The 26,471-nt window shown below is 38.2% G+C and carries 23 protein-coding genes; 21 read left to right on the top strand and 2 right to left on the bottom strand.

Annotated elements, in window-relative coordinates; all coding sequences use genetic code 11:
• The first annotated feature begins 27 nt into the window (after positions 1-27).
• From AB1A65_RS04215 to purD, 18 genes are all read left to right on the top strand, one after another.
• A complete protein-coding gene (locus AB1A65_RS04215; RefSeq protein ID WP_366585949.1) occupies positions 28-897 on the top strand; it encodes a M23 family metallopeptidase in 870 nt (289 codons plus the stop codon).
• Positions 898-2,394, top strand: a complete 1,497-nt coding sequence (locus AB1A65_RS04220; RefSeq protein WP_366585951.1) for a GH3 auxin-responsive promoter family protein — start codon at positions 898-900, stop codon at positions 2,392-2,394.
• Between the two features lie 52 nt (positions 2,395-2,446).
• On the top strand, positions 2,447-4,135 hold the full coding sequence (locus AB1A65_RS04225; protein WP_366585953.1) for a hypothetical protein: 1,689 nt from the start codon (positions 2,447-2,449) through the stop codon (positions 4,133-4,135).
• 4 nt (positions 4,136-4,139) lie between these two features.
• Positions 4,140-5,189, top strand: coding sequence for a hypothetical protein (locus tag AB1A65_RS04230; protein ID WP_366585955.1), 1,050 nt, complete (start codon positions 4,140-4,142; stop codon positions 5,187-5,189).
• A 68-nt stretch (positions 5,190-5,257) separates the two neighbouring features.
• Entirely contained in the window at positions 5,258-6,034 is a 777-nt protein-coding gene (gene rfbD, locus AB1A65_RS04235) for a dTDP-4-dehydrorhamnose reductase (RefSeq protein ID WP_366585957.1), read from the top strand.
• Between the two features lie 36 nt (positions 6,035-6,070).
• Positions 6,071-7,132: a dTDP-glucose 4,6-dehydratase gene (gene rfbB, locus AB1A65_RS04240; RefSeq protein WP_366585959.1), complete on the top strand. Its 1,062-nt coding sequence runs from the start codon at positions 6,071-6,073 to the stop codon at positions 7,130-7,132.
• A gap of 6 nt (positions 7,133-7,138) precedes the next feature.
• On the top strand, positions 7,139-8,008 hold the full coding sequence (gene rfbA, locus AB1A65_RS04245; protein ID WP_366585961.1) for a glucose-1-phosphate thymidylyltransferase RfbA: 870 nt from the start codon (positions 7,139-7,141) through the stop codon (positions 8,006-8,008).
• Positions 8,008-8,529, top strand: coding sequence for a dTDP-4-dehydrorhamnose 3,5-epimerase (rfbC, locus tag AB1A65_RS04250; protein ID WP_366587055.1), 522 nt, complete (start codon positions 8,008-8,010; stop codon positions 8,527-8,529). The genes rfbA and rfbC overlap by 1 nt, the downstream gene beginning before the upstream one ends.
• 258 nt (positions 8,530-8,787) lie before the next feature.
• A complete protein-coding gene (locus AB1A65_RS04255) occupies positions 8,788-10,254 on the top strand; it encodes an oligosaccharide flippase family protein (RefSeq protein WP_366585963.1) in 1,467 nt (488 codons plus the stop codon).
• The gene (locus tag AB1A65_RS04260) at positions 10,251-11,645 is read left to right on the top strand and encodes a Coenzyme F420 hydrogenase/dehydrogenase, beta subunit C-terminal domain (RefSeq protein ID WP_366585965.1); all 1,395 of its coding nucleotides are present in this window, start codon (positions 10,251-10,253) and stop codon (positions 11,643-11,645) included. Before AB1A65_RS04255 ends, AB1A65_RS04260 begins: the two co-directional genes overlap by 4 nt.
• The gene (locus AB1A65_RS04265) at positions 11,642-12,832 is read left to right on the top strand and encodes a polysaccharide pyruvyl transferase family protein (RefSeq protein WP_366585967.1); all 1,191 of its coding nucleotides are present in this window, start codon (positions 11,642-11,644) and stop codon (positions 12,830-12,832) included. The genes AB1A65_RS04260 and AB1A65_RS04265 overlap by 4 nt, the downstream gene beginning before the upstream one ends.
• Positions 12,833-12,935: 103 nt before the next feature.
• Entirely contained in the window at positions 12,936-13,937 is a 1,002-nt protein-coding gene (locus AB1A65_RS04270) for a hypothetical protein (protein WP_366585969.1), read from the top strand.
• Positions 13,938-15,133: 1,196 nt separating this feature from the next.
• On the top strand, positions 15,134-16,177 hold the full coding sequence (locus tag AB1A65_RS04275) for a glycosyltransferase (RefSeq protein ID WP_366585971.1): 1,044 nt from the start codon (positions 15,134-15,136) through the stop codon (positions 16,175-16,177).
• A 6-nt stretch (positions 16,178-16,183) separates the two neighbouring features.
• On the top strand, positions 16,184-17,101 hold the full coding sequence (locus AB1A65_RS04280) for a hypothetical protein (RefSeq protein WP_366585973.1): 918 nt from the start codon (positions 16,184-16,186) through the stop codon (positions 17,099-17,101).
• Positions 17,073-19,022, top strand: a complete 1,950-nt coding sequence (locus AB1A65_RS04285; RefSeq protein WP_366585975.1) for a WecB/TagA/CpsF family glycosyltransferase — start codon at positions 17,073-17,075, stop codon at positions 19,020-19,022. Before AB1A65_RS04280 ends, AB1A65_RS04285 begins: the two co-directional genes overlap by 29 nt.
• Before the next feature lie 38 nt (positions 19,023-19,060).
• Positions 19,061-20,413 (top strand): undecaprenyl-phosphate glucose phosphotransferase, encoded by a 1,353-nt coding sequence (locus AB1A65_RS04290; RefSeq protein ID WP_366585977.1) that lies wholly within the window; start codon positions 19,061-19,063, stop codon positions 20,411-20,413.
• Between the two features lie 6 nt (positions 20,414-20,419).
• On the top strand, positions 20,420-21,391 hold the full coding sequence (locus AB1A65_RS04295) for a UDP-glucuronic acid decarboxylase family protein (protein WP_366587059.1): 972 nt from the start codon (positions 20,420-20,422) through the stop codon (positions 21,389-21,391).
• Positions 21,392-21,706: 315 nt separating this feature from the next.
• Complete coding sequence (purD, locus tag AB1A65_RS04300) at positions 21,707-22,978, top strand: phosphoribosylamine--glycine ligase (protein ID WP_366585979.1); 1,272 nt, start codon at positions 21,707-21,709, stop codon at positions 22,976-22,978.
• Here purD and AB1A65_RS04305 read toward each other — a convergent pair.
• The gene (locus AB1A65_RS04305) at positions 22,973-23,194 is read right to left on the bottom strand and encodes a uracil phosphoribosyltransferase (RefSeq protein ID WP_366585981.1); all 222 of its coding nucleotides are present in this window, start codon (positions 23,192-23,194) and stop codon (positions 22,973-22,975) included. The genes purD and AB1A65_RS04305 overlap by 6 nt on opposite strands.
• A 39-nt stretch (positions 23,195-23,233) precedes the next feature.
• On the opposite strand from AB1A65_RS04305, the gene AB1A65_RS04310 reads away from it, so the two are divergent.
• Genes AB1A65_RS04310 through AB1A65_RS04320 form a run of 3 tightly spaced genes read left to right on the top strand, consistent with a single transcriptional unit; the run spans position 23,234 to position 25,841 of the window.
• On the top strand, positions 23,234-24,166 hold the full coding sequence (locus AB1A65_RS04310) for a DUF6427 family protein (RefSeq protein WP_366585983.1): 933 nt from the start codon (positions 23,234-23,236) through the stop codon (positions 24,164-24,166).
• A gap of 36 nt (positions 24,167-24,202) precedes the next feature.
• The gene (locus tag AB1A65_RS04315; protein WP_366585985.1) at positions 24,203-24,808 is read left to right on the top strand and encodes a DUF4254 domain-containing protein; all 606 of its coding nucleotides are present in this window, start codon (positions 24,203-24,205) and stop codon (positions 24,806-24,808) included.
• Positions 24,771-25,841: a glycosyltransferase family 9 protein gene (locus AB1A65_RS04320; RefSeq protein WP_366585987.1), complete on the top strand. Its 1,071-nt coding sequence runs from the start codon at positions 24,771-24,773 to the stop codon at positions 25,839-25,841. Before AB1A65_RS04315 ends, AB1A65_RS04320 begins: the two co-directional genes overlap by 38 nt.
• Here the strand turns inward: AB1A65_RS04320 and AB1A65_RS04325 are convergent.
• A complete protein-coding gene (locus AB1A65_RS04325) occupies positions 25,838-26,455 on the bottom strand; it encodes a TetR/AcrR family transcriptional regulator (protein WP_366585989.1) in 618 nt (205 codons plus the stop codon). The genes AB1A65_RS04320 and AB1A65_RS04325 overlap by 4 nt on opposite strands.
• Positions 26,456-26,471 lie beyond the last annotated feature (16 nt).

The raw sequence follows: 26,471 nt of genomic DNA on the forward strand, positions 1-26,471 counted from the left end.
CAAAATCTAAGATTATCTTTGTTCATTATGGCGAAGGACCGAAAGAAAAGAAAAGAAATAAGGCGCAAGCTATTGCACAAGTATCGCTTGGTCATTCTAAACGAGAGTACCTTTGAGGAAAAAATTTCCTTTAAGCTCAATAGGCTGAACGTTTTTGTTACAGGGACCCTTTTTATTATCGTCCTTATTGGAGTGACCACATTGATCATTGCTTTTACCCCGCTCAGGGAATATATTCCAGGGTATTCTTCCACAAGGTTGAAGCGACAAGCCACAGAACTAACCTATAAAACGGACTCTTTGGTGACTGTTTTGAACTATACCAACCGGTATTTAGACAACGTACGACTCGTACTCCGTGGGGATATTGAAAATAACCAAGTAAATCGGGATTCGCTATTTGAACAATACAAATTGGACCCATCAACCGTTGATTTGACCCCAATACGTGAAGATTTGCTCCTACGCGAAGAAGTGGAACTTGAGGATAAGTACAATCTCTTTGAAAGGAACATAGAAAACATGGGTACCCTGCTTTTCTCCCCCATCAATGGTACTTTGGTTCAAGCGTTTGATGCCAAAACCAAACATTACGCGGTGGATTTGGTAGCGCCGAAAGACACTCCGGTGAAATCCATTGCGGATGGAACCGTACTATTCGCGGAGTGGACGTCTGAAACGGGTTATGTCATTATCATTGAACACCAAGAAGGCCTAACTTCAGTCTACAAACACAACGGGTCATTGAGCAAATCTCAGGGCGACCTTGTCAAGGCAGGAGAGGTAATTGCCTCAATCGGCAACACTGGTGAACTTACAACGGGCCCCCATTTGCATTTTGAACTTTGGAGAAAAGGAAAACCTGTGGACCCTCAGAATTATATCGACTTCAATTAAATGTCATTAAAATCATTTGCAGCAAAGATATTTGCCAAAAGGATTGCCCAAAAAAATCAGAAGTGGGTCAATAACCCTGTGGCAACCCAAGAAAAGGTTTTCAAAGATTTGGTGGCTTCGGGTATGCAAACCAAATTTGGGAGAGACCATGATTTTTCGAGTATTAAATCGCATGAAGATTTTGTGAACAAAGTACCTGTTAGGGATTATGAGGAGCTGAAAGACTACGTTCTGGAAATCATTAAAGGCGACCAAGATGTTCTATGGCCTGGGAAACCCATTTATTTTGCAAAAACCTCGGGCACCACATCTGGGGCAAAGTACATTCCCATTACCAAGGCATCCATTAAGCATCAGGTAGAGGCATCCCGAAATGCCATTTTAAACTATATCCATGAAACGGGCAATGCCGATTTTGTGGATGGAAAAATGATTTTTCTTCAAGGAAGCCCAATTTTGGAAGAGAAAAATGGAATAAAACTGGGAAGACTTTCTGGGATATCTGCCCACTACGTTCCCAACTATCTACAAAAAAACAGACTGCCCAGCTGGGAAACCAATTGTATTGAGGATTGGGAAACCAAAGTGGACAAAATTGTAGAGGAGACCAAAAATGAGAATATGACGGTTATAGCGGGCATACCGTCTTGGGTACAGATGTATTTTGAAAAACTCAATGCCAAATCTGGGAAAAAGGTGGGAGAACTCTTCAAAGAGTTTCAATTGTTTATCTACGGAGGGGTAAATTATGAACCTTATCGGGCTAAATTTGAAAACTTGATTGGCAGGAAAGTAGACAGTATTGAACTGTTTCCTGCAAGTGAAGGATTTTTTGCCTATCAAGATTCACAGAAGGAAAAGGGCATGTTGTTGCTGTTGAATTCCGGTATTTTCTATGAGTTTATAAAAGCAGATGAATTTTTTTCCGATAATCCAAAACGATTGACCATTGCTGATGTGGCGTTGGATGTGGATTATGCCATGATTATTTCCTCAAATGCCGGGCTATGGGCGTACAACATCGGTGATACCGTTCGGTTTATTTCAAAAGACCCCTATAAAATTGTTGTTTCTGGGCGGATTAAGCACTTCATCTCCGCTTTTGGAGAGCATGTGATCGCCAAGGAAGTGGAAGAGGCACTAAAATTGGCCGTGGAACAATCTGATGCCGTGGTAAATGAATTTACCGTGGCTCCCCAGACCAGCCCCAATGATGGCGAACTACCCTATCATGAATGGTTCATTGAGTTTGAAAAGGAACCTTCGGAGCCGGCAAAATTCTCCCAAACGATTGAGGAGAGTATGCAGAAACAGAACAGCTATTATTACGACCTCATTTCAGGGAATATTCTTCAACCTTTAAAAGTCAACACCATCAAACGTGGTGGCTTTCAAGAATATATGAAGACCATTGGCAAATTGGGGGGGCAGAACAAGGTACAACGACTGTCCAACGATCGCAAGGTGGCGGACGGACTCCAACCGTTCAAAATTTAGATTGCCAAAAACAGCTCAACTTTCATAGGAATTCATGTATTTTTGCCTCAATATGATGGCAACTGAAGTAAAACAACCGACCAGGGCCCAGGAGTCCACCAACGCCATTGAGCGCTTGTACATAACCATGCGCCACTTGCTCAATCGTGGTTTTTACAAGCCTTCCGGGGTATCGGGCAATGCTTTGCGTAGTGCACTTTTGTTGTTGCGACCAGAAATTTATGGTACAATCGCCGAGGATAAATCAGAATTGAACGGTTTGATCTATGTGTTGGAACGGCTGCCCGAAGGTATTGAGGAATGCCGCTTTATTAATCTAACCTCAGACGAAGGTTTTTCCAAATCGCATTTAAAGCCTATTATCCCTCCAAAACGTAGACGTAATTGTTATCGCATTGATGAGGTGCAGATGAATATTGAGATTACCCGGGGAAGAAGTGATATTTATGATATTTTGACCCACTTAACCTTTTTGTTCATTGAATCTGGCAAAATCTGTAAAAGGGTTTTGGTTGAAAATGGAAATGCAACCATTCATGATTGGGACAAACTGGAGCGTTTTGTCCACACTAAGGACAAGAAAGAAAGTGAAAGGGAAGTTGCCTTGATTCATGCAGCCAACATTCTAGCACGCACTTTTGATGAGGTTACAATAATTTACAATAAGCTCAAGAAACCTAGTGATCCAGACCGTTTTTTAAACGTAATTTATTGGTTGGGTAAATTGGCCATTGAGGAAGAGACCACCGGAAATAAACGGACCATTACCTTTAGTCCTTTGTTGCGGGAACGTCTGGGTCACCACATTCATGGGGAACGGTGGGCGGATATGATCAAGAAAACTCTAATTGAGAACGGATTACTGCATCGGCCTATACATATTATAAGCGCCAATATGCACAGCGTGATGAATTCCTTGTTTGCCCGTAAAGCTTTGGCAAAAGAATTTCCCAATGCCAAACCTTTGGAAATATTTGAAACGCTGAGCGCCACGCTCAACAATAACCTTCATGAAAAGGTTCGTAAAATGGCGGAAAAGAACGGAATGCTATTTTTGGACGATACATCCGGAGCCAATATAGATGTTCAGATTTTTGATACGGCCAAATTGGGAAAGGATGCCTGCTGCTATGATTTGCCCAAAGGAACCCAAGACGAGGAAAAACCCGTTATATTTGTTATGGACTATGCGTTTGGGGAACAGGCCTATGAGACCATTGACGAACTCTTAAAACCTTTGGAAGAGGGTGAACAAAAGCAATTTTTAAACGTAGATTCCGTATCAATTATGGGTAAAGCCGGTATTTTGGAAGGAGGTAAAGGGGATTTAATGATTCCTTCGGCCCATATTTTTGAAGGCACGGCGGATAACTACCCTTTCCATAATGAATTAAGCGCTTCGGATTTTGAAGGTCATGGGCTAAAAGTATTGGAAGGCACCATGGTAACAGTTTTGGGAACTTCGTTGCAGAATAAGGACATCCTCAAATTTTTTTACGAGTCCACTTGGAATGTGATAGGTTTGGAAATGGAGGGTGTACATTACCAAAAAGCGATACAGTCCGCTTCCAAAATACGGAAGAGCATCAAAAAGGATGTAAAGGTACGATACGCCTATTATGCTTCTGACAACCCATTGGAAACCGGAAGCACATTAGCATCTGGTGGATTGGGAACAACGGGGGTAAAACCGACCTATTTGATTACGGACCAAATATTAAAACAGATATTCAATTCATAAACATATGGCAGACCAACCTGTACATCAGAACTCTTCGGACGAAATAGATTTGGGACAGTTGTTCCAAATGATAGGAAGGGGTTTTCAAAAATTCTTCAATTTTATCGGAAGCATTTTCAAGGGGATTTTTCACCTATTGATTCTCACACTGATCTTTATACAGAAGAATATCATAATCATTACTGCCGCCTTGATTATCGGAGGAATTGGGGGATACGTTTTGGACAGTATTTTCCCCAAAAAATATGTTTCCAAGATGGTGGTTGAACCCAACTTCAACAGTGTTCAACAATTGTACAACAACATTGCTTTTTATAACGATTTGGCCAAGGCCCAAGACTCAGTGGCTTTGGCAACTGCATTGAATATAACGGAACACGAAGCTGCCACGATAAAGGAAATATTTTCTGATTCCTACTCTGACGAGAACCAAAAGATTAAGTTGTTTGATGAATTCATACGTGAGCTGGACACGACCACTGTAAAGACCATAGATTTTGAAAACTATCTGCAAAACTTCAACTCTTTGGATGCCAGATTTCATCAAATATCCGTTATAAGCACGGACAACAGAGTGGCCAAAAAGATGCAGCCCGCCATCATCAACTCCATTTCAGTGAATGATTACTTCAAATTGCAGAAAAAAATCAATGATGAGAACCTTAATCTTCAGGAAGAGATTTACAAACAACAGTTGATCGAGATTGATTCTTTACAAAGTTTGTATAGGACGGTTTTGGTAAAAGAGGCGGATAAACCTATGCAGGGTACCAGTATAAATATGGCAGAAGGTGGCAAAACATCTAATAGAGAACTCGCATTGGTTCAAGAAAAGGATGTCCTCAAAGAAAAGTTGGTCGACTTGAATGAGGAACGGGCCAATAAATCAACGATTATAAATGTAATCAGCGACTTTCCAACGAGAGGAGTTGAACAAAAAGGGATTTGGAACAGCTATAAATTCAAGCTCCCTATATTTTTATTGGCTTTAGTACTTGGTGTTTTAGCTCTTCTTGAGGTCAACAGGTTTTTGAAAACCTATAATAAGGAATAGGTTGGCAGATAAAAAGGCATAAATTGTGCTTACAAGACTGACACTATTGCCGAGTCCAATATTGTTTCATGAAAAAAGTCATTGTTACGGGCGCAGGAGGTCAATTGGGCCTAACGTTAATGGAAAGTGCATCTACCCATGACAATCTTTATGTTGAGTCCAAAACAGCTGATGAACTCAATATTACCAGTTTGGAGAGCATCCAAAAAGCCTTGAAAAACGGAAACTATGATTTCTGTATAAACTGTGCTGCATATACCAATGTAGAACAGTCGGAGAAAACTCCTGATATAGCCTTTAAAGTAAATGCAGAAGGTGCCAAAAATTTAGCTTTGTGCTGTAAAGAGAATGACACTGCTCTAATTCACATTTCCTCTGATTACGTTTTTGACGGAACCAAAAGTGGACCATACACCATTTATGACCCCACAAACCCCATCAATGAATATGGAAAATCCAAGCTGAAAGGAGAACAGTACATTCGTCAAATATGGGATAACCATTTCATTATTCGGACCTCATGGCTCTACAGCAAAAAGTATGGCCAAAATTTTTACAGAACAATTGTACAGAAGGCAAAAGAAGGATTGGAATTAAGGGTGACCGATGCCCAAATAGGGTGCCCTACGAACACAGAAAGCTTGGCGAAATTTATTTTGGGAGAAGTATTGCAGGGCAACCATGCTTACGGGACATATCATTTTACGGATAGAAAACCGATGACATGGTACAAATTTGCTCAACAAATTTTAGAGGAAAACAGTTTGATGGGCAATGCAAACCTTGTGTTGGATAGGAATTATCGTACTTTCGCAAAAAGGCCAAAAAACAGTGTTCTTTCGTAATCATTGAAATACGCTAACGACTTTAAGGGCGCTTTAATGGAAAAAAACATCCCAAAAAATATTTTAATTACGGGTGGAGCCGGGTTTATAGGTTCTCATGTGGTTCGGCGATTTGTTTCAAGATACCCTGATTACAAGATTTTCAACCTAGATGCATTGACCTATGCAGGAAATTTGGAAAACCTGAAAGACATTGAAGAAGCACCCAATTACGCTTTTATTAAGGGGGACATTACAAATGCAAACTTCGTAAATGACCTTTTTGCGAAACACAAATTTATTGGAGTGATTCATTTGGCGGCCGAGTCGCACGTAGATCGCTCTATATCCCATCCACTATCCTTTGTCCAAACCAACATTTTAGGTACGGTTAACCTGTTAAATGCCTCATTGGAATTGACCAAGTCCAACCCAGATTTCCTGTTTTACCATATAAGTACGGACGAAGTTTATGGAAGTTTGGGTGAAACCGGATTTTTCACGGAGACCACGGCGTACAACCCAAATTCCCCTTATTCTGCGTCTAAAGCTAGCTCAGATCATTTTGTAAGGGCTTATGGGGAAACCTATAAGTTACCATTTATAATATCCAATTGTTCCAACAACTATGGCCCCAATCAATTTCCAGAGAAATTGATTCCGTTGTTTATCAACAATATCATTAAAAATAAGCCGTTGCCCGTATATGGTGACGGGAATTATACCCGGGATTGGCTTTATGTTATTGACCATGCAGCGGCCATTGATTTGGTTTTCCATCAAGGCAAAAAAGGAGAAACCTACAATATTGGAGGTTTTAATGAATGGAAGAACATAAAGTTAACACAATTGTTATGTCGATTAATGGATAAAAAATTGAACAGGCAAGCAGGAACATCAGAAAAGCTTATAACTTTTGTAAAAGATCGCCCAGGGCACGATTTAAGATATGCCATTGATGCCACCAAGATTAAACAACAGTTGGGCTGGGAGCCTTCAGTGACATTCGAGGAAGGACTTGAAAAGACGATAGATTGGTATTTTGAAAACCGACAATGGTTGGATCATGTTACCTCTGGTGACTATTTGGAGTATTATAAAAAACAATATCAACAATAGAATACAATGAAGGGAATTGTTTTGGCAGGAGGAACGGGAAGCAGATTGCACCCACTGACTCTTTCAGTGAGCAAGCAGTTGATGCCCATTTACGACAAGCCAATGATTTATTATCCGCTTTCCACATTAATGTATGCGGGCATAAAAGAAATATTGATTATTTCTACTCCAAAAGACCTTCCATTGTTCAAAGAACTATTGGGCGACGGAAAAAAGTATGGCTGCTCTTTTTCCTATACGGAGCAGGACGCACCGAACGGTTTGGCGGAAGCATTCATCATTGGTGAGGATTTTATTGGAAATGATAAAGTTGCCTTGATTCTTGGAGACAACATTTTTTACGGAACGGGACTTTCAAAATTATTACAGTCCAACAATGATCCAGACGGAGGTATTATCTATGCCTATAGGGTAAATGACCCTCAACGCTACGGTGTTGTCGAGTTTGATGATGAAGGGAAGGCCATCAGTATAGAAGAAAAGCCAAAAGAACCAAAGAGTAATTATGTAGTTCCCGGCATTTATTTTTATGATAACAATGTGGTCTCCATTGCAAAGGCCATAAAGCCAAGTGCGCGCGGCGAATTGGAAATCACCGATGTGAACAAAGAATTTTTAAAAAGAGGTAAATTGAACGTTGGTATTATGGACAGGGGAACGGCATGGTTGGATACAGGAACCTTTCAAGCCTTGATGCAGGCGTCACAATTTGTTGAAGTACTGGAAGAACGCCAAGGGATGATTATTGGTTCCATAGAGCTTGCGGCCTATGAAATGGGATATGTCAATACAAATCAATTTATGGAATTGGCCCAACCCTTGATGAAAAGTGGATATGGGAAAAGACTTTTGGGCATTTTGAACAAGGAGGCATGATCAAGGCTATAGAGACTAAATTAAAAGGGTGTTTTATATTGGAGCCCCAAATATTTGAAGATAACAGGGGGTACTTCTTTGAAAGCTATAATCACAGAGATTTTTGTAAGGCAATAGGCCAGGAAATAAGTTTTGTACAGGACAATATATCCCTTTCAAAGAAAGGGGTGCTCAGAGGGCTTCATTTTCAGAAAGGGGAGCATGCCCAAGCCAAATTGGTCTCGGTTTTACAAGGTAAAATCCAAGATGTTGTGGTAGATTTGCGACAAGATTCCCCCACATTTGGTCAGCACTTATCCATTCAGCTGAGCGATGAGAACAAAAAACAGGTGTTTATACCGAGAGGTTTTGCGCATGGTTTTTTGACCTTGAGCGAATCAGCTAAAGTAATTTATAAATGTGATAATTATTATAAAAGGGAATCTGAAGGGGGAATTAAACATGACAACGAACATTTGATGATTGATTGGCAAATAGATTCTAATGACATGTTGCTTTCTGAACGGGATAAAAGGTGGTAGGTCACTGGGTTAATTCGAGACTAATTTAGATGACAGGGCATAGCTCATTGAAATAACCCCCTTTAGACTTAACCAGTAAAGTTCTCGGATTAGCAAGAAAAAAATTCGATAATTTTTCGAACCAGGTCCGAAGCCATTGAAATGGCCAAATTGACGAATGAATATGAAGAATAAAACAAGATTTTTGAAGAGATGGGTTGTTGAAATGGTTGGACTAATACCCTCCAAAGGAATATCTAGAAAACAAAAAAAGATTCTTTGAACCCCTATCAGTTTCCAAAAAAGATAAAAAAAGCCTTGGAATCAAAAGATTTTAAGGAGTTAACGGTAAATTCTCTTTGGTCTTTAGCAGGTTCTATTGTTTCAAAGGCATTTCTTTTTGGGGCATGGCTGATGGTGGCTAAAATGCTCGGTAAGGAGGGGAATGGTGAAGTTGGAATTATTCGATCTACAATAAATTTATTTGCAATTTTTGCAGGGTCAGGTATCGCAATGACCACAACAAAGTATATACCGGAATACATAGATATTGATAAGGAAAAAGTAAGTCGTATTTTATCCCTTACAATATTGGTAACTGTAATTACAGGTTTGTTTTTAAGCTTTGGTATGTATGTTGGAGCGCAGTATATAGCTGAGAAGGTTTTAAATGCACCAAATCTCACCGACACGTTTAGGATAAGCGCTTTTATATTATTTCTAAGCGCTATCACCAGCTTAATTTCGGGATGTTTAAAAGGGTTTGGGGCATTCCGAGAGCTCAGCTATATTAATACGTATTATGGCTTGGGGTTGTTTGTATTTCTCTATTTTGGAACAAAATATTACCAAATAAATGGAACCTTTATTGGCTTTACCCTAAGCAGTCTGTTATTGGCAGTATCTGGTTCATATCATCTATGGAAACTTATGGGTAATCATGGGCTTTTTTTCACTTTATCCTTTAAGAAAGAATATGACGTTTTAAGAAAGTTTACACTGCCAGCAATTTTGACAGGAATAATGGTTGTCCCATTTAAATGGACTGCAGATACTATCTTGGTTAATCAACCAAATGGATTTCAACAATTGGGCCTTTATAATGTTGTAATCCTATTTCAAACTTTTATGGTTATGTTGACCACAACAATAGATGCGCCTTTGATTACTTTAATGGTTAAAGAGAACATCAGCAAAAAAATAGAAAGGCTTAGTCTAATAATGCCATGGGCAATAGGAGTCTTTTTGGTTTTGCCAGTATTGTTTTTTCCTAGTTTATTTGGTTACGTTTTAGGTGAGGAATATGCGGGAGACATTAATTTTAAAGGAACACTGTTTCTTATTTTAGTGACTACAACCATAATGCTGTATAAGCAAGGAATAGCAAGAGTAATGATTGTAAATGGGCTCATGTGGTTTAGTTTTTTTAGCAATTTAGTTTGGGGGCTTTTATTACTTGCCACTTTTTACGTTGTTTGGGATAAAAATTCAACAACCCTGTCTTTCTCATACTTTATGGCATATTTACTGAACACAGTTATCATATTGCCCATTTACTTAAAAATGAAAATAATATCTCCGACATTAATTATATCAAGGACCTCTTTAGCGATTTGGATTTTCTTTTTTTTGATAATATGGATTTTATATTATTATGAGGTCAATTTGATTGTTCGTGCTTTGCTGATGGTGTTTTTTTTAGGTATGTTCGCTTTTCTTTTTTACAAGTTAATCACTAAAAAATGAGAGATTCGAGCAACGTCATTAACAATGTTGTAAATAACAATTTATGTATAGGTTGTGGCGTTTGCACTGCGGTTTGCCCAACAGACAGTTTGACCATAAAGCTAAACTCCAAAGGAACCTTTGAACCACATTTAAATCCTGATGATTGTGATGATAATGGAATTTGCTTAAAAGTATGCCCTTTTAATCCCTTTCCGGAAGATCAGATAAAGACTGAGGATGAAATAATATCACAAATTTCATTTGAGAAAAGGGACCAAATAAAGAAAACAAAGTTTTTTGGCCACTATAGCTCACTAAATGTTGGATATGCTCAAAAGCACAGAGAAAATGGTTCTTCTGGGGGAATAGCTAGCTGGTTGTTGAAAAAGTTGATGCGCGAAAATAAAGTGGACCACGTCATTGCCACCATTGAGGAAAACCCAAATAAAGGGAAACATTTTAAATATGCCATTCTCTCAAAAGAAGAAGATATTGATTTGTCATCTAAGACAAAGTATTATCCAATAGAAGCGGGGGATGTTTTGAAACTAAGTTTGGAAAAAAAGGGAAAATATGCTTTTATAGGATTGCCTTGCACCATTAAAGCGATTAGGTTGGCCCAAATTGAAAACCCCAAAACATGGGCACACATTAAATTTACTATTAGTATTTTTTGTGGGGGGCTTAAAAGCACTTTTTTTACAGAGTATTTATCTTCCAAACTGGATGTACCCCATAATGAGATACTTTCTCCAAAGTACCGATTGAAAAATGTGGATTCAACGGCTGGAGACTATTCATTTTCGTGTATTAAAAATGGAGAAACATCACCTAGAATCTTGCCCATGAAGCAAGTTGGTGATATGTGGGGAACTGGATATTTTAAACCCAACGCATGTGATTTTTGTGAAGATTATTCAGGAGAATTGGCGGACATTTCTTTGGGAGATGCCTGGATACCTCCGTATAGCAATGACGGGAGGGGGCACAGCTTAATAATTACCAGGACATCAGAAACCAAGAAAATCTTTCAGGAAGGCCAAGAAATGGAGCAACTCTATTTAGAGAAAATTTCCGAAAAACAGGCCGCTTTGTCCCAAGAAGGAAATTACAATCATCGAAGGATTGGGTTATCGTATAGATTGAAATGGGCAAAATCTGAAAACAAAATAGTTCCGCCCAAAAGAATAAAGGAAATTGTTTTTGAAAACCCACTGAAAGCAAAAATATTTAAATTGAGGCAGCAAATCCAGCAGGAAAGCACTTTGATCTGGATGGAAGAAAGGGACAATTTGGGAAAATTGTTCGAAACAAAAATATCGAAAACAAAGAAAAAGTTATTTCTGTTTACCAAATTGGAACATTTGTTCAGGAAAAAGTATTGGATAAGAAAAATAAAAGGAAAATGAAGATTTTGTTATATGGGATATGGGGAGTTTACAATTATGGTTGCGAAGCAATTGTAAGAGGAACGGTTAACAGTTTCTCCAAAATGTACCCTGGTGCTACAATTTACTACGCCTCATTCAATATTGAAGACGATGCAAGAAGACTAAGTGGGTGCAATGTTTCACTTGTTCAAAGACCCTTTAAAAACCCCCTTTATAAAAGAGCAATTAGAAAGCTATTATCCTATATGGGTGTCGAGTATCATATTTATGTTGATTCTTTTGATTTAATTGACAACTATGACATGGTTGTTTCTATTGGAGGTGATATGTATACCATTAGCTCCTCAGGAGAATATCCATACTCGTTAATGAAGTTTGGTGATGAAGTATTGGCAAGAGGCAAAAAGTATATTCTTTGGGGCTGTTCAATTGGACCATTTGAAGCAAAACCAAAAGTTTTGCTCCTGATGAAAAAACATTTGACGAATGTTTCGTTAATTGTTGGCCGAGAGGTTTCAACCATTGAATATCTCAAGGCACTTGGCATTACAGAGAACGTAATTTATGCTCCAGACCCTGCATATAAAGTAGCCGTTGAAAATGAAAAAGTAATGGAAGAACCTGTTTTGGGAGACATAAAGGTTATTGGAATAAACCTAAGCCCTCTTTCCAGTCTATATTTCACTAGAAACATTGATGAGGCAATATCAAATCAGGCCAACACCATTATTTCGCTAATAGAGAGCTTTTCATGCTCTGTTATTCTCCTACCTCATGTGCTTTCTAATCACGAAAAAGATGATGACTACGGATATTTAAAAGGAATATACGAAATAGTTAACAACAAGTACCCTGAGAAAATAACTATTGTCAATAATGACCCAGGCTTCATTGGACTTAAAGAAACGCTAAAAACGTGTGATGTTGTGATTGCTGCACGAATGCATTGTGCTGTAAATGCCATTACCTGTAAAGTCCCCGCCATATTTCTTTCGTATAGCAAAAAATCTCAAGGAATGGCAAACTTGGTATATGGCAATAGCAATTTTGTGATGGATTTGGCACTATTCAATAATACTAAATCTGTAATTGAGAAAATTCATGAAATCTCCAAAATTGATTTGTTGGAATTTTATAAAAATGTTGATCAACTTAAAAATGAAAGCGGCCTGAAATCTGTTAAAAAAAGGATTAATTGGGAGTAGTCACCTATACCAACTCAATTTCAGCGTCTATTGTTTAAAAAAGGATTACCCTGGTCCATCAATATAGGGGAATATGGTAAAAGCATAATAAACTCTAAAAAATTTGAAAATTGTTTTTTACTTAAGCAAATACAACACCATAAGTGATGCGGTTATTCTTTATTTGAAGATAATCAATAAATCTTTGACCGGGCAAGAAGATTTTAAATCTACAGACTCCATAAAACAACTAAAAGGGGCTGACTTAATCGTGACTTATTTTGTTAAGGATTATCTGGTTGCAAGAATTCTACACCCTAAAACAAATATCATTAATTGGTTTCAGGGCGTTTTGCCAGAAGAATCTTTAATGTGGCAAAAAAGTAAATTAAGGTATCATATGTACAGTTTTATGGAATGGTTTACCTTAAAGAGCTCGGACTACAATTTTTTTGTGTCCGAATCAATGTTATTACACTACAAACGAAAATATGGGTATAAAGGGAGTAACTATTATATAATGCCGTGTTTCAATGCCGATATTGAACCAAGCTTTAATTCACAGAGAAAACTTAGTTTTATTTATATGGGATCATTATCGGCGTGGCAGTGCATTGAAGAGACCATTCTTACTTTTAAGGAGATTAATCAGGAGCTTCCTGAATCCACCCTTACAATATTGAGTTCGGAAAAAGAGAAGGCACTAAAAATTATTGAAACCACGAAGGTCAAAAATGTAAAAGTAGATTACATTCCTTTAGAGATGATAACCAACTATTTGTCCGATTACAAGTACGGTTTTCTTATTAGGAAGAACATATTGGTCAACAGGGTATCAACACCCAACAAGCTTAACACCTACATGGCTTCTGGTGTTATACCTATTTATTCTGATGTTATTGAGTCCTTTAAAAAATCTTTGAGCAATGTAAGGTATAAAATACCCCTACCAGAAACAGTTGATATTAAAAAAGCTGCAAAACAAATCATAGGTTTTGAACGAAATGTTACAATTGATTATGATAGAATGCACGATAACTATGTAAAGGTGTTTGAGGATTTTTACAACGGAGAAAACTATTCAAAAGAGATTAATGAAGTTTTAAGAAAAGCGGAGATTATATAAAAAATATATTAGGGTGAAGTTAAGCATATCAAATATCATGATACTTAGTCCTCTGGTTCTGATATTTGTGTCTGAATATTTTAGATTTGTATTCCCTGCAATAGGAGCCAACTTGAAGTTGCTTTCTGCAATTTTAATGTTGTCATATGCGCTGATAAAACACAAGTTTGATAATAATCTTGTTTTTTTATCTCTACTCCTAGTTCCGGTATTTGCTGTTCATTTTTTTTTGGCTTTCAATTACAAGGCAGCTGCCGAGGAACTTTTTAGGTACATTCTTCCCATAATTGTCCTTTTTTTTGGCTATTCAATAAGGGATCGTTTTGGTTTGTTGTTCAGGTTTTTAGTGGTGCTTTTAATCGTTAATTATTTGGCACAGATAATTAACTATATATTATGGTTTAATGGAGTTAATCAATGGTTTTATGTATATACAGAAACTGGAAGAGTAAATATACCAATGGTTGCGGGAGTCTTGAGGGCAACTGGTATTATGGGCTTTTTCAGCACTTTTGGCTTTTTGAATCTTATCATGTACTTTTTGATAAGTTTTTTCTACAAAGGAAAATATAAAAGGACTTTGGTGCTTTTGTCCATTATTTTTCTTTTTTTAAGCATTTCGTTTAAAGGCATTGCTACTTTTCTTTTTTTGCTGATATTATTTTCAAGGCACAGGGTGCGCATTTTTATAGGTGCGGTACTACTATTTATTGGAACGCTTTTCGTTTTTCCGAAACAGATTGCATTTCTTGCGGAAAACGCAAAAGTGAGAATTGAGGCATATGTTTTGGAAGGGAACTCCGCCAGGTCGGAATCATATAGAGCAATGTTGAGCGAAACCCATTTGTTTATTGGAGAGGGCATAGGTTCATTTGGGGGACCATCTTCTACCAAATATGAATCGCCCTTTTATAAAGAAATTGAATTTGATTGGCATGGTCTGCCCAACTTACCCACTACAGATACATATTATCCTCATTTGTTTGTGGAAATAGGACTACTTGGGGGTATTTTATATTTGTTTATTTTCTTTGTGCCACTTTTAAGACTAAGAACTGTGTCAAAATTGAATTTGAAGGCAATAATTGTAATCTACCTAGCACTCTTTATTGATGCCTTAGTTACTTTTTCGCTCAATAATTTGGTTTATTTGTCTTTGTCTTTAGTATGCGTCTATCCCCTAATTTACTTGTCCAATGGAAAGAGTTAATGTCTTGTTTCTGGCAAATATCCCTACGGACGATTTAAGGTCGGTTGGAGGCGCAACTGTGCTTTCAAAGAAAGTGTTGGATTTTCTTCAGGAAAAGAACAGAATAATTAATGTTGAACACGTGCAAATTAGAAAGCTATGGCGTCCAAAATTTCAATTAATAGATTATTTGTATCTCTCGGTAAAGTACTTATTCATAGTTAATAAATATGATGTTGTAAGTATACACTCAACCCCTGACATGAATTTTACCATAGGGCCCTATTTGTCTTTTGTGGGCAAACTTTTTGGGAAGAAGGTGACGTATCATTTTTTTGGCGGTAATTTTAATAATCAGTATTTAGGCTTTTCTGGATTCTTAAAATGGATAATTGAAAAGAGTATATTCAAATCAGATTGTGTATTCTTTGAAACACAATCGCTGGTCAATGAGTTCTCAGATAGAATAAAGAATATAGAATGGTTGCCAAATTCCAGAAGAGCAATTCTATCGGTCAGGCCACAAAGGAATTTCAAAAAAAGATTTGTGTTTATTTCAAGAATTATTGAGGAGAAAGGAGTTGAAATTATTAGACAGGCTTTTAGTGAATTGGACAGTTCTTATAGCATTGCTTTTTATGGACCTGTAGTTGGTGGATATGATAGAGATAGATTGGATACAGAAAACTCTACATATAAGGGTGCCATTGAAAACCACCAAGTAGTTGAAGTTCTAAAGGAAAACGATGTACTACTTCTTCCTACTTTTTTTGAAGGTGAAGGATACCCAGGGATAATTATTGAAGCTTTGTCTGTTGGGATGCCCGTAATAACGACAGATTGGAAGTCAATTGGTGAAATTGTTTTTGAGGGGTACAATGGATTTTTGGCAAAACCAAGAGATTCAGATTCCTTAAAGGAAAAGATTGGGTTAATTAACCACGAAAACTTTGAAACCCTTTCAAATAATGCATTTATGAGCTTTGAAAAGTTCGATTCCGAAATAGTCTTTAACAAATTAATAAAAAGCTATTTAAGCACGAAGATTTAAAAAATAATGACGGTAAAAAACATAATACTAACATTATTGACAATTTTGATTGTTTCTATATGGGACTTTAATAAAAAAGGATATCATGAGTTCCCACAATTGATTTATGATTGGGACCAAAAAAGGACGATTAAAGATCATGGAAATACAAGAACATATAAATTAAGCCATAACACCTTGGGTCTTTATTATAATAGGAGCCTTGAGAGCATACATGAGAATAATACAATTGAAGTATTGGATGAAAGAGGCCGTCCCTTTTACTTTAGATTTATGTATAAACAAATTATGGATTCGATAATTGAGTTTAAAGGAGGTATTTGGCTAACCCAGATTCCTAAAAAGAAATTAGGTGAGGTAAGACTTAAAGAAGTTGATATTCCTCTGATTATAAAGGACCATAAGATAAGCGTGGGATTCATTGGAATTACTAACGATAAATGGGGTGGGTTTAAAACGATAAGGAAAAATATAAAATTTTCTTATCCTAAAATTAATTTCTTAGGAAATCAAAAAGATGTCTTTGGTTTTGAATATTCTACATTAGATATTACCCCTGAAGGTTACGAAAATAATGTAGAGGTTCCTGAACAATGTGAGATAGTTATGATATTGATAGATAAAATTCCAGAAGATGAAGATTTGGAAAGTATTCAAAAGTTGTTGTCGGCAACAAAGGATAAACTTTTACTTGTCCATACATGGCCATTGGTAGAATCCATGAAAGCTGAGAAGCTGGAAAAAGCCAACAATTTAGTTAGAAAACTAAATGAAAAAAATCAAAATATTTTTGTCATAGACTTAAAAGGAGGTAGTGAGGAACTAGCACAATATGATGAGAATAAGGGATATTTTTTAACTAGCTTTGGGTATTCTCTTTTTAAAACCGAAGTAATTGAGATTATTGGGAATTACAAAGACTGAAAAAAAGAAGCTATATTTTTGGCTGTGTGCTTTTGTAGCAATGACTTTACCGTTTCCCAAGCTTAGTTTTAATTCTTTTGCCATAATTCTTTTAGGTATTTTTTCGGTTTTCTTGCAACAACCATTTCTCGCTAAAACGAAATTGATCAAGAAAAATTTACATTGGATAGTAATTGCCTCTATACCAACATTACTTGCTCTTTTTGGTCTATTATGGACAGAAGATTACCCGTCCGCCACTACCAACTTAAAACCAACTTTTTTAATTTTCTCGATTGTTTTTTTCTCGTCATCAGAAAAGCTTTCTCTTTCCGACCTTTCAAAATTACTGGACTTATTTACAATTTCAGTAATTACGGCATCCATTTTAGCTGTTGGAAAAGCTGTTTGGCTTGATGTTCAGGGACTTGGCAAGTATTATTTTTACTTAGATTTTGGAAAGGTGCTAGGACATCACCCTACCTACTTTGCCTTGTTTATTTGCATTTGTTCAATTCATCTGGCAGTAAAGGCAAATCGCGAGAATAAATTACTTTGGTTGTATTTTGTTGCAATGGCATTCTTGGGTTTGGTTCTATACCTTCTGAGCTCCAAAATGAGTATAATTGCATTGATTGTGGTCCTGGCTTCCTCTTTTTTATTGGAAATTTATTTGTACAAAAATGTAAAAACTAATTTGTGGTCTAGAACAAAATTGGCTGGAATATTACTACTTTGCTTAATCTTCTTAACCCCAAATTTCCAAAAAAGATTAACGTCTGAGAAAGCCTCAAATTTTGAGGAAAGATTGGAATTATGGGAAGCGGTATTTAACAAGTATCAACAAGGGAGCATTATTTTTGGAGCCGGGACAGGTGATGGGCGAAAGGGTCTTGTAAAAGAATATCAAGAAGTTGGTTATGAAATTGCAGCAAAGGAGCATTATAATGCACATAACCAATATTTGGAAGAGCTTCTTTTTTATGGTTTTTTTGGGCTTATCATTTTTTTGCTTCAACTAATAATATTTTTCATACTCCCAATTCAAAAGAAATACAGCCTCGGATATTATCTCTTAATTTGTTTTATGCTTTTTATGATGTCAGAATCCATACTGGAACGTCATAGTGGTGAAATACTGTATTCGTACTTTATGATTATTCTTTTTTCAATATTAGTTGACAACAATAATTTCATTGAGAAAAATGATAGAATAAAGGTTTTAAACACTTATGTGGACAACCTTTCCAATAGCGAAACACTTGAGTTGATAGATGAAGCCATTAAAGAGCGAAAGCATATTCACCATGTAGTGGTCAATGCAAGTAAAATTGTTTCTATGCAAACCGACCTTAGGTTGCGCCAAAGTGTCAACAGCAGTGATTTAATCAATGCTGATGGTCAGGCCGTTGTATGGGCCTCCAAAATATTGGGAAAACCGTTAAAGGAACGTGTGGCCGGCATTGATTTAATGCAGAACCTTGTGGAAATGGCCTTTCAGAATGATTATAAAATATATTTTTTTGGAGCTAAGGAAGAAATTGTCGAGGCCGTTGTGAAAAAATATTCCAAGAAATATTCTGAAGATATAATAGCAGGATATAGAAACGGATATTTCAAAAAAGAGGAGGAAAAATCAATAGCATCTCAAATTCGTGAAAGTGGCGCGCACATGCTTTTTGTGGCAATAAGTTCTCCAACAAAAGAGAATTTTTTATTTGAAAACAAACATGTCTTATCCAATGTGAACTTCATCATGGGGGTTGGGGGAAGTTTCGATGTTATTGCAGGAAAGGTAAGAAGAGCACCTAAATGGATGCAAAAAGCAGGCCTTGAATGGTGCTACAGACTTATGCAAGAACCCAAGAGAATGTGGAAAAGGTACGTCATTGGCAACAGTAAGTTTATTTTGTTGGTTTTAAAAGAGCGATTCAAATTTTGATACCTTTGAGGCTTCGTTAGGGCGGCAACTATTTTCAAATGTTTTTTAAACAACATAGATATTCAAATCTAATAACTCCTATTTCGTATGCTATTGACTTAGCGGTATTGAATGTGTTTTTGTATATACTGCCCATAAATTTCCAAACCCCTTTGCTAATTCATGTATATATTACCATTTCATGGATCGTTATTTCCACGAAAAATGAGTTTTATACCATATACAGGTTTTCAAAAGTCACCTACATCTTTCGATTAATATCTGTACAATTTGTTTTTTTCTTTCTTATACTATACGCCTTTATAGGCTTTTTTAAACAGCCCGTTATCAGTAGGCTTGCGCTTGGTGAATACTTTTTGATTGTGTTTCTTGTCATTTCTTTGGTAAAACTGTTGAGTTATTTCCTGCTCATGGAATATCGCGAAAAAGTACAGGGAAACTTAAGAAACGTAGTCATAGTTGGAAAAAACAAAAAAACAGACCAGTTGAGAAAGGTTTTTAACGAAAGAAGAGAATATGGTTATAACTTTTTCAAACAGTTTTCCCCGAAATCGGTTGGGTTTGAAATACAGTATTGCTTCGACTATATTCTAGACAACGATATCGATGAAATCTATTGCTCTGTCTCAGAACTAAAAAATGAGGAGTTGACCCAATTCATAAATTTTGCGGACAACAATCTTAAAACCCTCAAATTTATACCAGACAATAAGAACATCTTTGCCAAAAAACTCAAATTTGAGTACTACGATTATATTCCGGTTCTTTCGTTGAGAGATATCCCTTTGGATGACCCCATAAACGCATTTATCAAAAGAAGTTTCGACATAGTTTTTTCTTTAATTATCATTATTGGCCTTCTTTCTTGGCTGACCCCTTTGTTGGCTATTTTGATTACCCTTGAATCTAAAGGCCCTGTTTTTTTTAGACAAACTCGAAATGGGATAGACAATAGGGAATTCTACTGTTATAAGTTCCGTTCCATGGCACCAAATAAAAACGCAGACCATATACAAGCCACCAAGAACGACATGCGAATCACAAGAATTGGAAAATTCATCAGAAGAACCAGTATTGACGAACTTCCTCAATTTTATAATGTCCTTTTTGGGACTATGTCGGTGGTTGGTCCACGCCCTCACATGGTAAAGCATACCAATGAATACGCCATAAGTGTGGATAAATATATGGTTCGGCATTTTGTAAAACCTGGAATTACTGGGTTGGCACAAGTAAGGGGATATCGAGGGGAGATTGAAAGTGAAGCAGACATCCAAAACCGAATTAAATTCGATATTTTCTACATAGAGAACTGGTCCATGTTTTTAGATCTAAAAATCATGGTGCAAACAGTGCTAAATGCCGTAAAAGGAGAGGCAAAAGCATATTAAATGAAGATGAAAAAAACCCTTATAACCGGAGCAGCAGGCTTCCTTGGCTCTCATCTTTGCGATAGATTCATCGCTGAAGGCCACCATGTCATTGGAATGGATAACCTCATTACGGGAGACCTAAAGAACATTGAGCATTTGTTCCACTTGGAGCGCTTTGATTTTTTCCATCATGATGTTTCCAAGTTTGTACACGTGCCAGGCACGATGGACTACATTCTCCATTTTGCTTCGCCCGCAAGTCCAATTGACTACCTAAAAATCCCAATTGAAACCCTAAAAGTGGGTTCATTGGGCACATTGAACCTGTTAGGGCTGGCCAAGGACCACAAAGCACGGATTTTGGTGGCTTCCACTTCTGAGGTTTACGGAGATCCATTGGTACACCCCCAAAATGAGGATTATTACGGCAATGTAAGCCCTATCGGCCCACGTGGTGTTTATGATGAAGCCAAACGATTTATGGAATCCATTACCATGGCCTATCACCGGCACCATGGATTGGATACGCGAATCGTTCGGATTTTCAACACCTATGGATCTAGAATGCGATTGAACGACGGTCGTGTTGTTCCCGCCTTTATGGGTCAAGCCCTGCGAGGTGAGGACCTTACCGTTTTTGGCGATGGTTCCCAAACCCGTTCCTTTACCTATATTGATGATCAAATCGAAGGTATTTATCGGTTGTTGATGAGCGATTATGTGGAACCCATCAACATAGGTAACCCAGATGAAACCACCATTTTGGAGTTTGCCGAAGAAATCATCAAGCTGACCGGAACAGACCAGAAAATAGTGTTCAAGCCATTGCCCCAAGATGACCCACTTCAGCGGCAGCCTGACATTACAAGGGCCAAAGAAGTTCTGGGCTGGGAACCCAAAGTACATCGTTCCGAAGGGCTTAAAAAAGCCTTTGACTACTTCAAATCTCTTCCACACGATCAATTATGGGAAGCACACAGAGACTTTTTGCCATAAATCATTCGTCAAAAGTTATTTCGAACTGTCAGATTGAGCGCAGTCGAAATCAAAGTGGGAAATTTTAATCTTAGATTTCTCAATCGCTTTGCTTGGCTCGAAATGACAGCAACCTCATTCTTGGATTAGTGAAAATTTGTGTAATTCCGTCAAGAGTTTTAGGTGCCATTTCCAAAAAAACGTAGTATTGAGAAACCCATTGTTCTTGTGAATTTTTACAGAATGGCCTAGCCGAGAATTCCAAATTACCCTGAAAAAAACATATTACAATAGAATTAAATTTGAATTAGGCTATTTTTGCCAAAATTTTGATTCATGAACATTTTGGTCCTGGGTTCTGGCGGACGCGAACATGCCATCGCCCTTAAAATTTCAGAAAGCCCTAAAACGAACAACCTTTTTGTAGCCCCAGGCAACGCAGGAACTTCAAAAATAGCCACCAATGTTGAGGTGGGGGTAAACGACTTTTCGGCCATTAAGCAACTGGCGCTAAAAGAAGCCATCGATTTAGTGGTTATTGGACCTGAAGACCCCTTGGTAAACGGGGTGCACGATTTTTTCCTGAGGGATGCCGAACTTAAGAACATCCCCGTCATTGGTCCACAAAAAGCTGCCGCCGCCTTGGAGGGTAGTAAGGAGTTTGCCAAGGAGTTTATGATGCGGCATAACATTCCCACTGCGGCCTATGAAAGTTTCACAGCTGAAACTTTGAATGAAGGATATGCTTTTTTGGAATCCTTAAATCCACCCTATGTGCTCAAAGCAGATGGACTTGCTGCTGGAAAAGGGGTGCTGATTCTTCAGGATTTGGAAGAGGCCAAGAAAGAATTGAAAGCCATGCTCGTTGACTCCAAATTTGGGAATGCCAGTGCCACCGTGGTCATTGAAGAATTTTTGGATGGGATTGAATTAAGCTGTTTTGTGCTTACGGATGGTACCAACTATAAAGTGCTGCCCACCGCTAAAGATTATAAACGCATTGGGGAAGGAGACACCGGACTCAATACGGGGGGAATGGGAGCCATTTCACCTGTTCCATTTGCCGATTCAACCTTCTTGGACAAGATAGAGCGTCAGATTGTAAAACCTACCGTAGACGGCCTTAAAAAGGATGATCTGCCGTATGTTGGTTTTATCTTCATCGGGTTGATAAAAGTTGGTGAAGAGCCCAAGGTCATCGAATACAATGTGCGTATGGGAGATCCCGAAACCGAAGTGGTAATGCCCAGGCTCAAAAGCGATTTGGTCGAAGTACTCATGGCGATGGCTAATGGTACACTGGACAAAATCAATCTAGAGATAGATGAACGTGCAGCCACAACCGTAATGGCCGTTTCTGGCGGATATCCTGAAGCTTACGAAAAAGGAAAAGAAATCACGGGAACTGAAAATATAAAGGACTCCCTAGTATTCCACGCAGGAACAAAACTTTCAGACGGAAAAGTGGTGACCAACGGAGGTCGGGTAATCGCAGTTACTTCCTTCGGAAAAGACTTTAGGGAAGCCTTACAGAAATCCTATCAAAATATGGAAAAGCTCCATTTTGATGGCATGTACTACAGAAAAGATTTAGGCTTCGATCTATAGATAAGAGTGGGAGCTGATACTCTTGTCCTCTTCTCCATTGTCATTGAAAATCTTTAATTGCTTCATCCAGTAGACCATGGCAATCATACCAATGACAAAGAATATCCAATTAAGGGTGTTGGCAGCCCACCAACTTTCCATAAAACGGAAAAAATCGTAGGGGGCAAAAAGGTAGTTTACAAATAAGTCTTCTATACCGTAAAAAAACTTGCTCATCTTGGCTATATTTACTTTGCAAAAGTAGCAAAAGATAGGATGATTTCAAGCTTTTTCGGAAAAACAAAACCCATAAATTATATTGTCCTTGCGATTTTTCTATTTCTTTTTTATTCGCTCAACGCTTTCTTTGGCTTTGGAGCAGAAATGGTTGACCCAATACTACCACTTGAAATATTAGCTTTTGCCGTCTTGGTGTTGGCGTTGTTCATTATCAACCAAATGGTGCGAACAGAGAAGGTAACCGACTTCAACTCGTACGCCATGTTGTTTTTTGTACTGTTATTGGTGACCTTTTCCGAAACCCTGTTCAACAAAAATGTCATCTTCACTAATTTTTTCCTGCTTTTGGCCTTTTGGCGCTTGTTGGCCGTTAGGTCTAACCGTTTTGTTAAACATAAGATTTTTGATGCCTCTTTTTTAATTGCCATTGCCAGTCTTTTTTACGATTGGTCCCTTGTTTTTTTAGTACTGGTCTTTGCGGTGATCAATGTGTACGATAGAAAGACATTTAAGAATTGGTTAGTGCCCTTTTTGGGTGTCGCAACCGTCTTCATCATCACATTTGCTGTAATCCGCGTAAATGGGTATGCCGATTTTTTTAAAGAACACTATCAATTTTCAATCGGATTGCTTGGTACAAAATCCTTGGGTGAGGTCATCAACATAAAGGCCATAATCTATATTTTGCTGATGTTGCTGTTGATGACCGTTGTTTTTGTAAGGGTTCGAAAAATAGGCGGCGGAAAGTTGATTGTGCTTAGAATCGTTTTTGCCATTTTCAATTTGGGCGTTGTCATTGGTCTGTTGACCCCCGCGGGTTCTTCTCCGCTTTTGATCACGTTTTTCCCGGCTGCGGTTTTTTTGGCCAACTATGCCGAAGGCATTAAAAAAACCAAACTTAGAGAATTGGTTTTGGATATTTGCATAGCCTTGCCCTTATTGCTTTTTATCGTACAGGTAAGTCGATAAGCCATAAAGCAATATCTTTGCCCAAAATGTATTGCAATGTTCAGCGAATTTGCCTTCAACATATTTCAAAAAAGTATCGAGACCTATCATATTAAAGATGATGTGTACCAAGATTTTGTGAATCCCTATCCAAAGGATAAGGTGGAACACCTGCTTTACCGAAAGAATTGGATTGATACGGTTCAATGGCACTATGAGGATATTATTCGGGACCCAGAAATTAACCCGGAAGCCGCATTGGACCTAAAACGAAAAATCGATGCCAGCAATCAGGACCGGACAGATTTGGTGGAGTATATTGACAGCTATTTTTTGGATAAGTACAAATCAGTAGAGGTAAAGGGGGATGCCACCATCAACACGGAAAGTCCGGCATGGGCCATAGACCGACTCTCCATTTTGGCCCTGAAAATATATCATATGCAAGAAGAAGTGAACCGCACAGATGCTTCACCGGAGCATATTAAAAAATGTAGTGATAAGCTGGCGGTTCTTTTGGAGCAAAAGAAGGACCTTTCTACTGCCATAGACCAATTGCTGGCCGATATTGAGGCCGGGAACAAGTACATGAAAGTCTACAAGCAGATGAAAATGTACAACGACGATGAACTCAATCCCGTGCTCCGTGGACAAAAAGGGTAAAATCACCCACCTTCTTGTCATTCGCCTATCCGCAATGGGCGATGTGGCCATGACCGTTCCCGTAATTGGCACGTTGCTAAAGAACTATCCAAATGTTCAGCTTACGGTTCTCACCAAGAAAAACTTTATGCCCATTTTCCACGGAATGGAAAGGGTGGAAGTGATGGAGGCCGATGTCAAGAAAAGACATAAGGGCCTTATGGGATTATGGCGTTTGTACCATGAGCTAAAACCGATAAAATTTGATGCCGTGGCCGATTTGCATAATGTGCTGCGCAGCAGAGTGCTGAAAAAATATTTTGCATTGGATAGAATCCCGTTTATCCAAATTGATAAAGGGCGTAAAGAAAAGAAAGCCCTCACGCGTTCCAAGAACAAGATTTTTCAACAGTTGAAGACCACCCACCAGCGATATGCTGATGTTTTTGCCCAATTGGGTTTTCCCCTAGATTTAAATCAACCTCAGCTACTGGAGCGACAGCAGCTTTCCGAAAAACTATTGAAGTTGGTGCACCAAGACACCAAAAAATGGGTGGGCATTGCCCCGTTTGCCGCTCACCAAGGCAAAATGTATCCATTTTCCTTGATGAAAACCGTGGTGGAACAACTCAATAATACCGAAAAGTATAAAATATTGCTGTTTGGGGGTGGGGCCAAGGAGGTAGAAGCCTTGGAGCATCTTGCCAAGATGTATAAAAATACAATGTGCATGGCGGGAAAACTAAACCTGTCCGAAGAACTGCAACTGATTTCCAATTTGGATGTAATGCTGTCCATGGACAGTGGCAATGCCCACTTAGCGGCCAATTTTGGGATTCCGGTGGTTACACTTTGGGGCGTTACGCATCCTTTTGCCGGGTTTTACCCCTTCCATCAACCCATGGAAAATGCCTTGTTGGCTGATCGCGGGAAATATCCGCAGATTCCTACCTCAATTTACGGGAATAAAGTCCCTCCGGGGTATGACTCCGTCATGGAGACCATTCAACCCCAAGAAATTGTGAAAAAGCTTATAAAAATTTTGGAAGGCTAGGCCAGTACTTGGTGGGCCGAAATGGACCTAAAGTATTGCTTTAACTGTTGAATGTATTGGTATTTTAATTGGCGGTTAGAGCTTTCTGTCATCAAGGAGCGCATACCCAAATACGAGGCGATGATATAGGTAGCCGCACCCTCACAATCCACATGGCGGGCAATATGGCCATCCACTTTGCCCCGCTTTAGCACAGCAACGAGGTTCACCTCCCAAACACTGACAATGTTTTTCAAATAGCCCGAGATTTCTTCGTTGCGCTTATTGAACTCGGTTAAGAAATCATTGAGCATAAAGCCATAGGCCATCTCATTTTTTTTGCCCGGCTCCAACGCATTTTCCAAGCTTTCCACAATTACCGGCAGCGGATTCTCATCCGTATCCAGGGGTTCAATTAAAAGGGCGTAGACTTTTTGCACAATAAGGTTCTGCACAATATTGATAAAGTAATCTTCCTTGGATTTAAAGTGATGGTAAAAGGCACCTTTAGATAGGGACAACTCGTTGAGGATATCATCCAAACTGGTGTTGTAATAGCCTTTTTCGTTGAAGATCTCGAGACCTTTGCCACATAAGCGGTGCATGGTCTCCCTTCGTTTAAGGGTCATTTCCATAAGATTTGGGTTTAGA

This window comes from Allomuricauda sp. ANG21 (assembly GCF_040705235.1).
GTDB lineage: Bacteria > Bacteroidota > Bacteroidia > Flavobacteriales > Flavobacteriaceae > Flagellimonas > Flagellimonas marina.

What these genes read in the sequence shown, in the direction of transcription:
- AB1A65_RS04280 (WP_366585973.1), top strand. Translation starts at nt 16,184, where the DNA reads ATGACGGTAAAAAACATAATACTAACATTATTGACAATTTTGATTGTT.
- AB1A65_RS04225 (WP_366585953.1), top strand. Translation starts at nt 2,447, where the DNA reads ATGATGGCAACTGAAGTAAAACAACCGACCAGGGCCCAGGAGTCCACC.
- rfbA (WP_366585961.1), top strand. Translation starts at nt 7,139, where the DNA reads ATGAAGGGAATTGTTTTGGCAGGAGGAACGGGAAGCAGATTGCACCCA.
- AB1A65_RS04310 (WP_366585983.1), top strand. Translation starts at nt 23,234, where the DNA reads ATGATTTCAAGCTTTTTCGGAAAAACAAAACCCATAAATTATATTGTC.
- rfbB (WP_366585959.1), top strand. Translation starts at nt 6,071, where the DNA reads ATGGAAAAAAACATCCCAAAAAATATTTTAATTACGGGTGGAGCCGGG.
- AB1A65_RS04325 (WP_366585989.1), bottom strand. Translation starts at nt 26,455, where the DNA reads ATGGAAATGACCCTTAAACGAAGGGAGACCATGCACCGCTTATGTGGC.
- AB1A65_RS04320 (WP_366585987.1), top strand. Translation starts at nt 24,771, where the DNA reads ATGAACTCAATCCCGTGCTCCGTGGACAAAAAGGGTAAAATCACCCAC.
- AB1A65_RS04275 (WP_366585971.1), top strand. Translation starts at nt 15,134, where the DNA reads ATGGAAAGAGTTAATGTCTTGTTTCTGGCAAATATCCCTACGGACGAT.
- rfbD (WP_366585957.1), top strand. Translation starts at nt 5,258, where the DNA reads ATGAAAAAAGTCATTGTTACGGGCGCAGGAGGTCAATTGGGCCTAACG.
- AB1A65_RS04315 (WP_366585985.1), top strand. Translation starts at nt 24,203, where the DNA reads ATGTTCAGCGAATTTGCCTTCAACATATTTCAAAAAAGTATCGAGACC.
- AB1A65_RS04295 (WP_366587059.1), top strand. Translation starts at nt 20,420, where the DNA reads ATGAAAAAAACCCTTATAACCGGAGCAGCAGGCTTCCTTGGCTCTCAT.
- AB1A65_RS04265 (WP_366585967.1), top strand. Translation starts at nt 11,642, where the DNA reads ATGAAGATTTTGTTATATGGGATATGGGGAGTTTACAATTATGGTTGC.
- AB1A65_RS04215 (WP_366585949.1), top strand. Translation starts at nt 28, where the DNA reads ATGGCGAAGGACCGAAAGAAAAGAAAAGAAATAAGGCGCAAGCTATTG.
- AB1A65_RS04305 (WP_366585981.1), bottom strand. Translation starts at nt 23,194, where the DNA reads ATGAGCAAGTTTTTTTACGGTATAGAAGACTTATTTGTAAACTACCTT.
- purD (WP_366585979.1), top strand. Translation starts at nt 21,707, where the DNA reads ATGAACATTTTGGTCCTGGGTTCTGGCGGACGCGAACATGCCATCGCC.
- AB1A65_RS04220 (WP_366585951.1), top strand. Translation starts at nt 898, where the DNA reads ATGTCATTAAAATCATTTGCAGCAAAGATATTTGCCAAAAGGATTGCC.
- AB1A65_RS04230 (WP_366585955.1), top strand. Translation starts at nt 4,140, where the DNA reads ATGGCAGACCAACCTGTACATCAGAACTCTTCGGACGAAATAGATTTG.
- AB1A65_RS04290 (WP_366585977.1), top strand. Translation starts at nt 19,061, where the DNA reads ATGTTTTTTAAACAACATAGATATTCAAATCTAATAACTCCTATTTCG.
- AB1A65_RS04260 (WP_366585965.1), top strand. Translation starts at nt 10,251, where the DNA reads ATGAGAGATTCGAGCAACGTCATTAACAATGTTGTAAATAACAATTTA.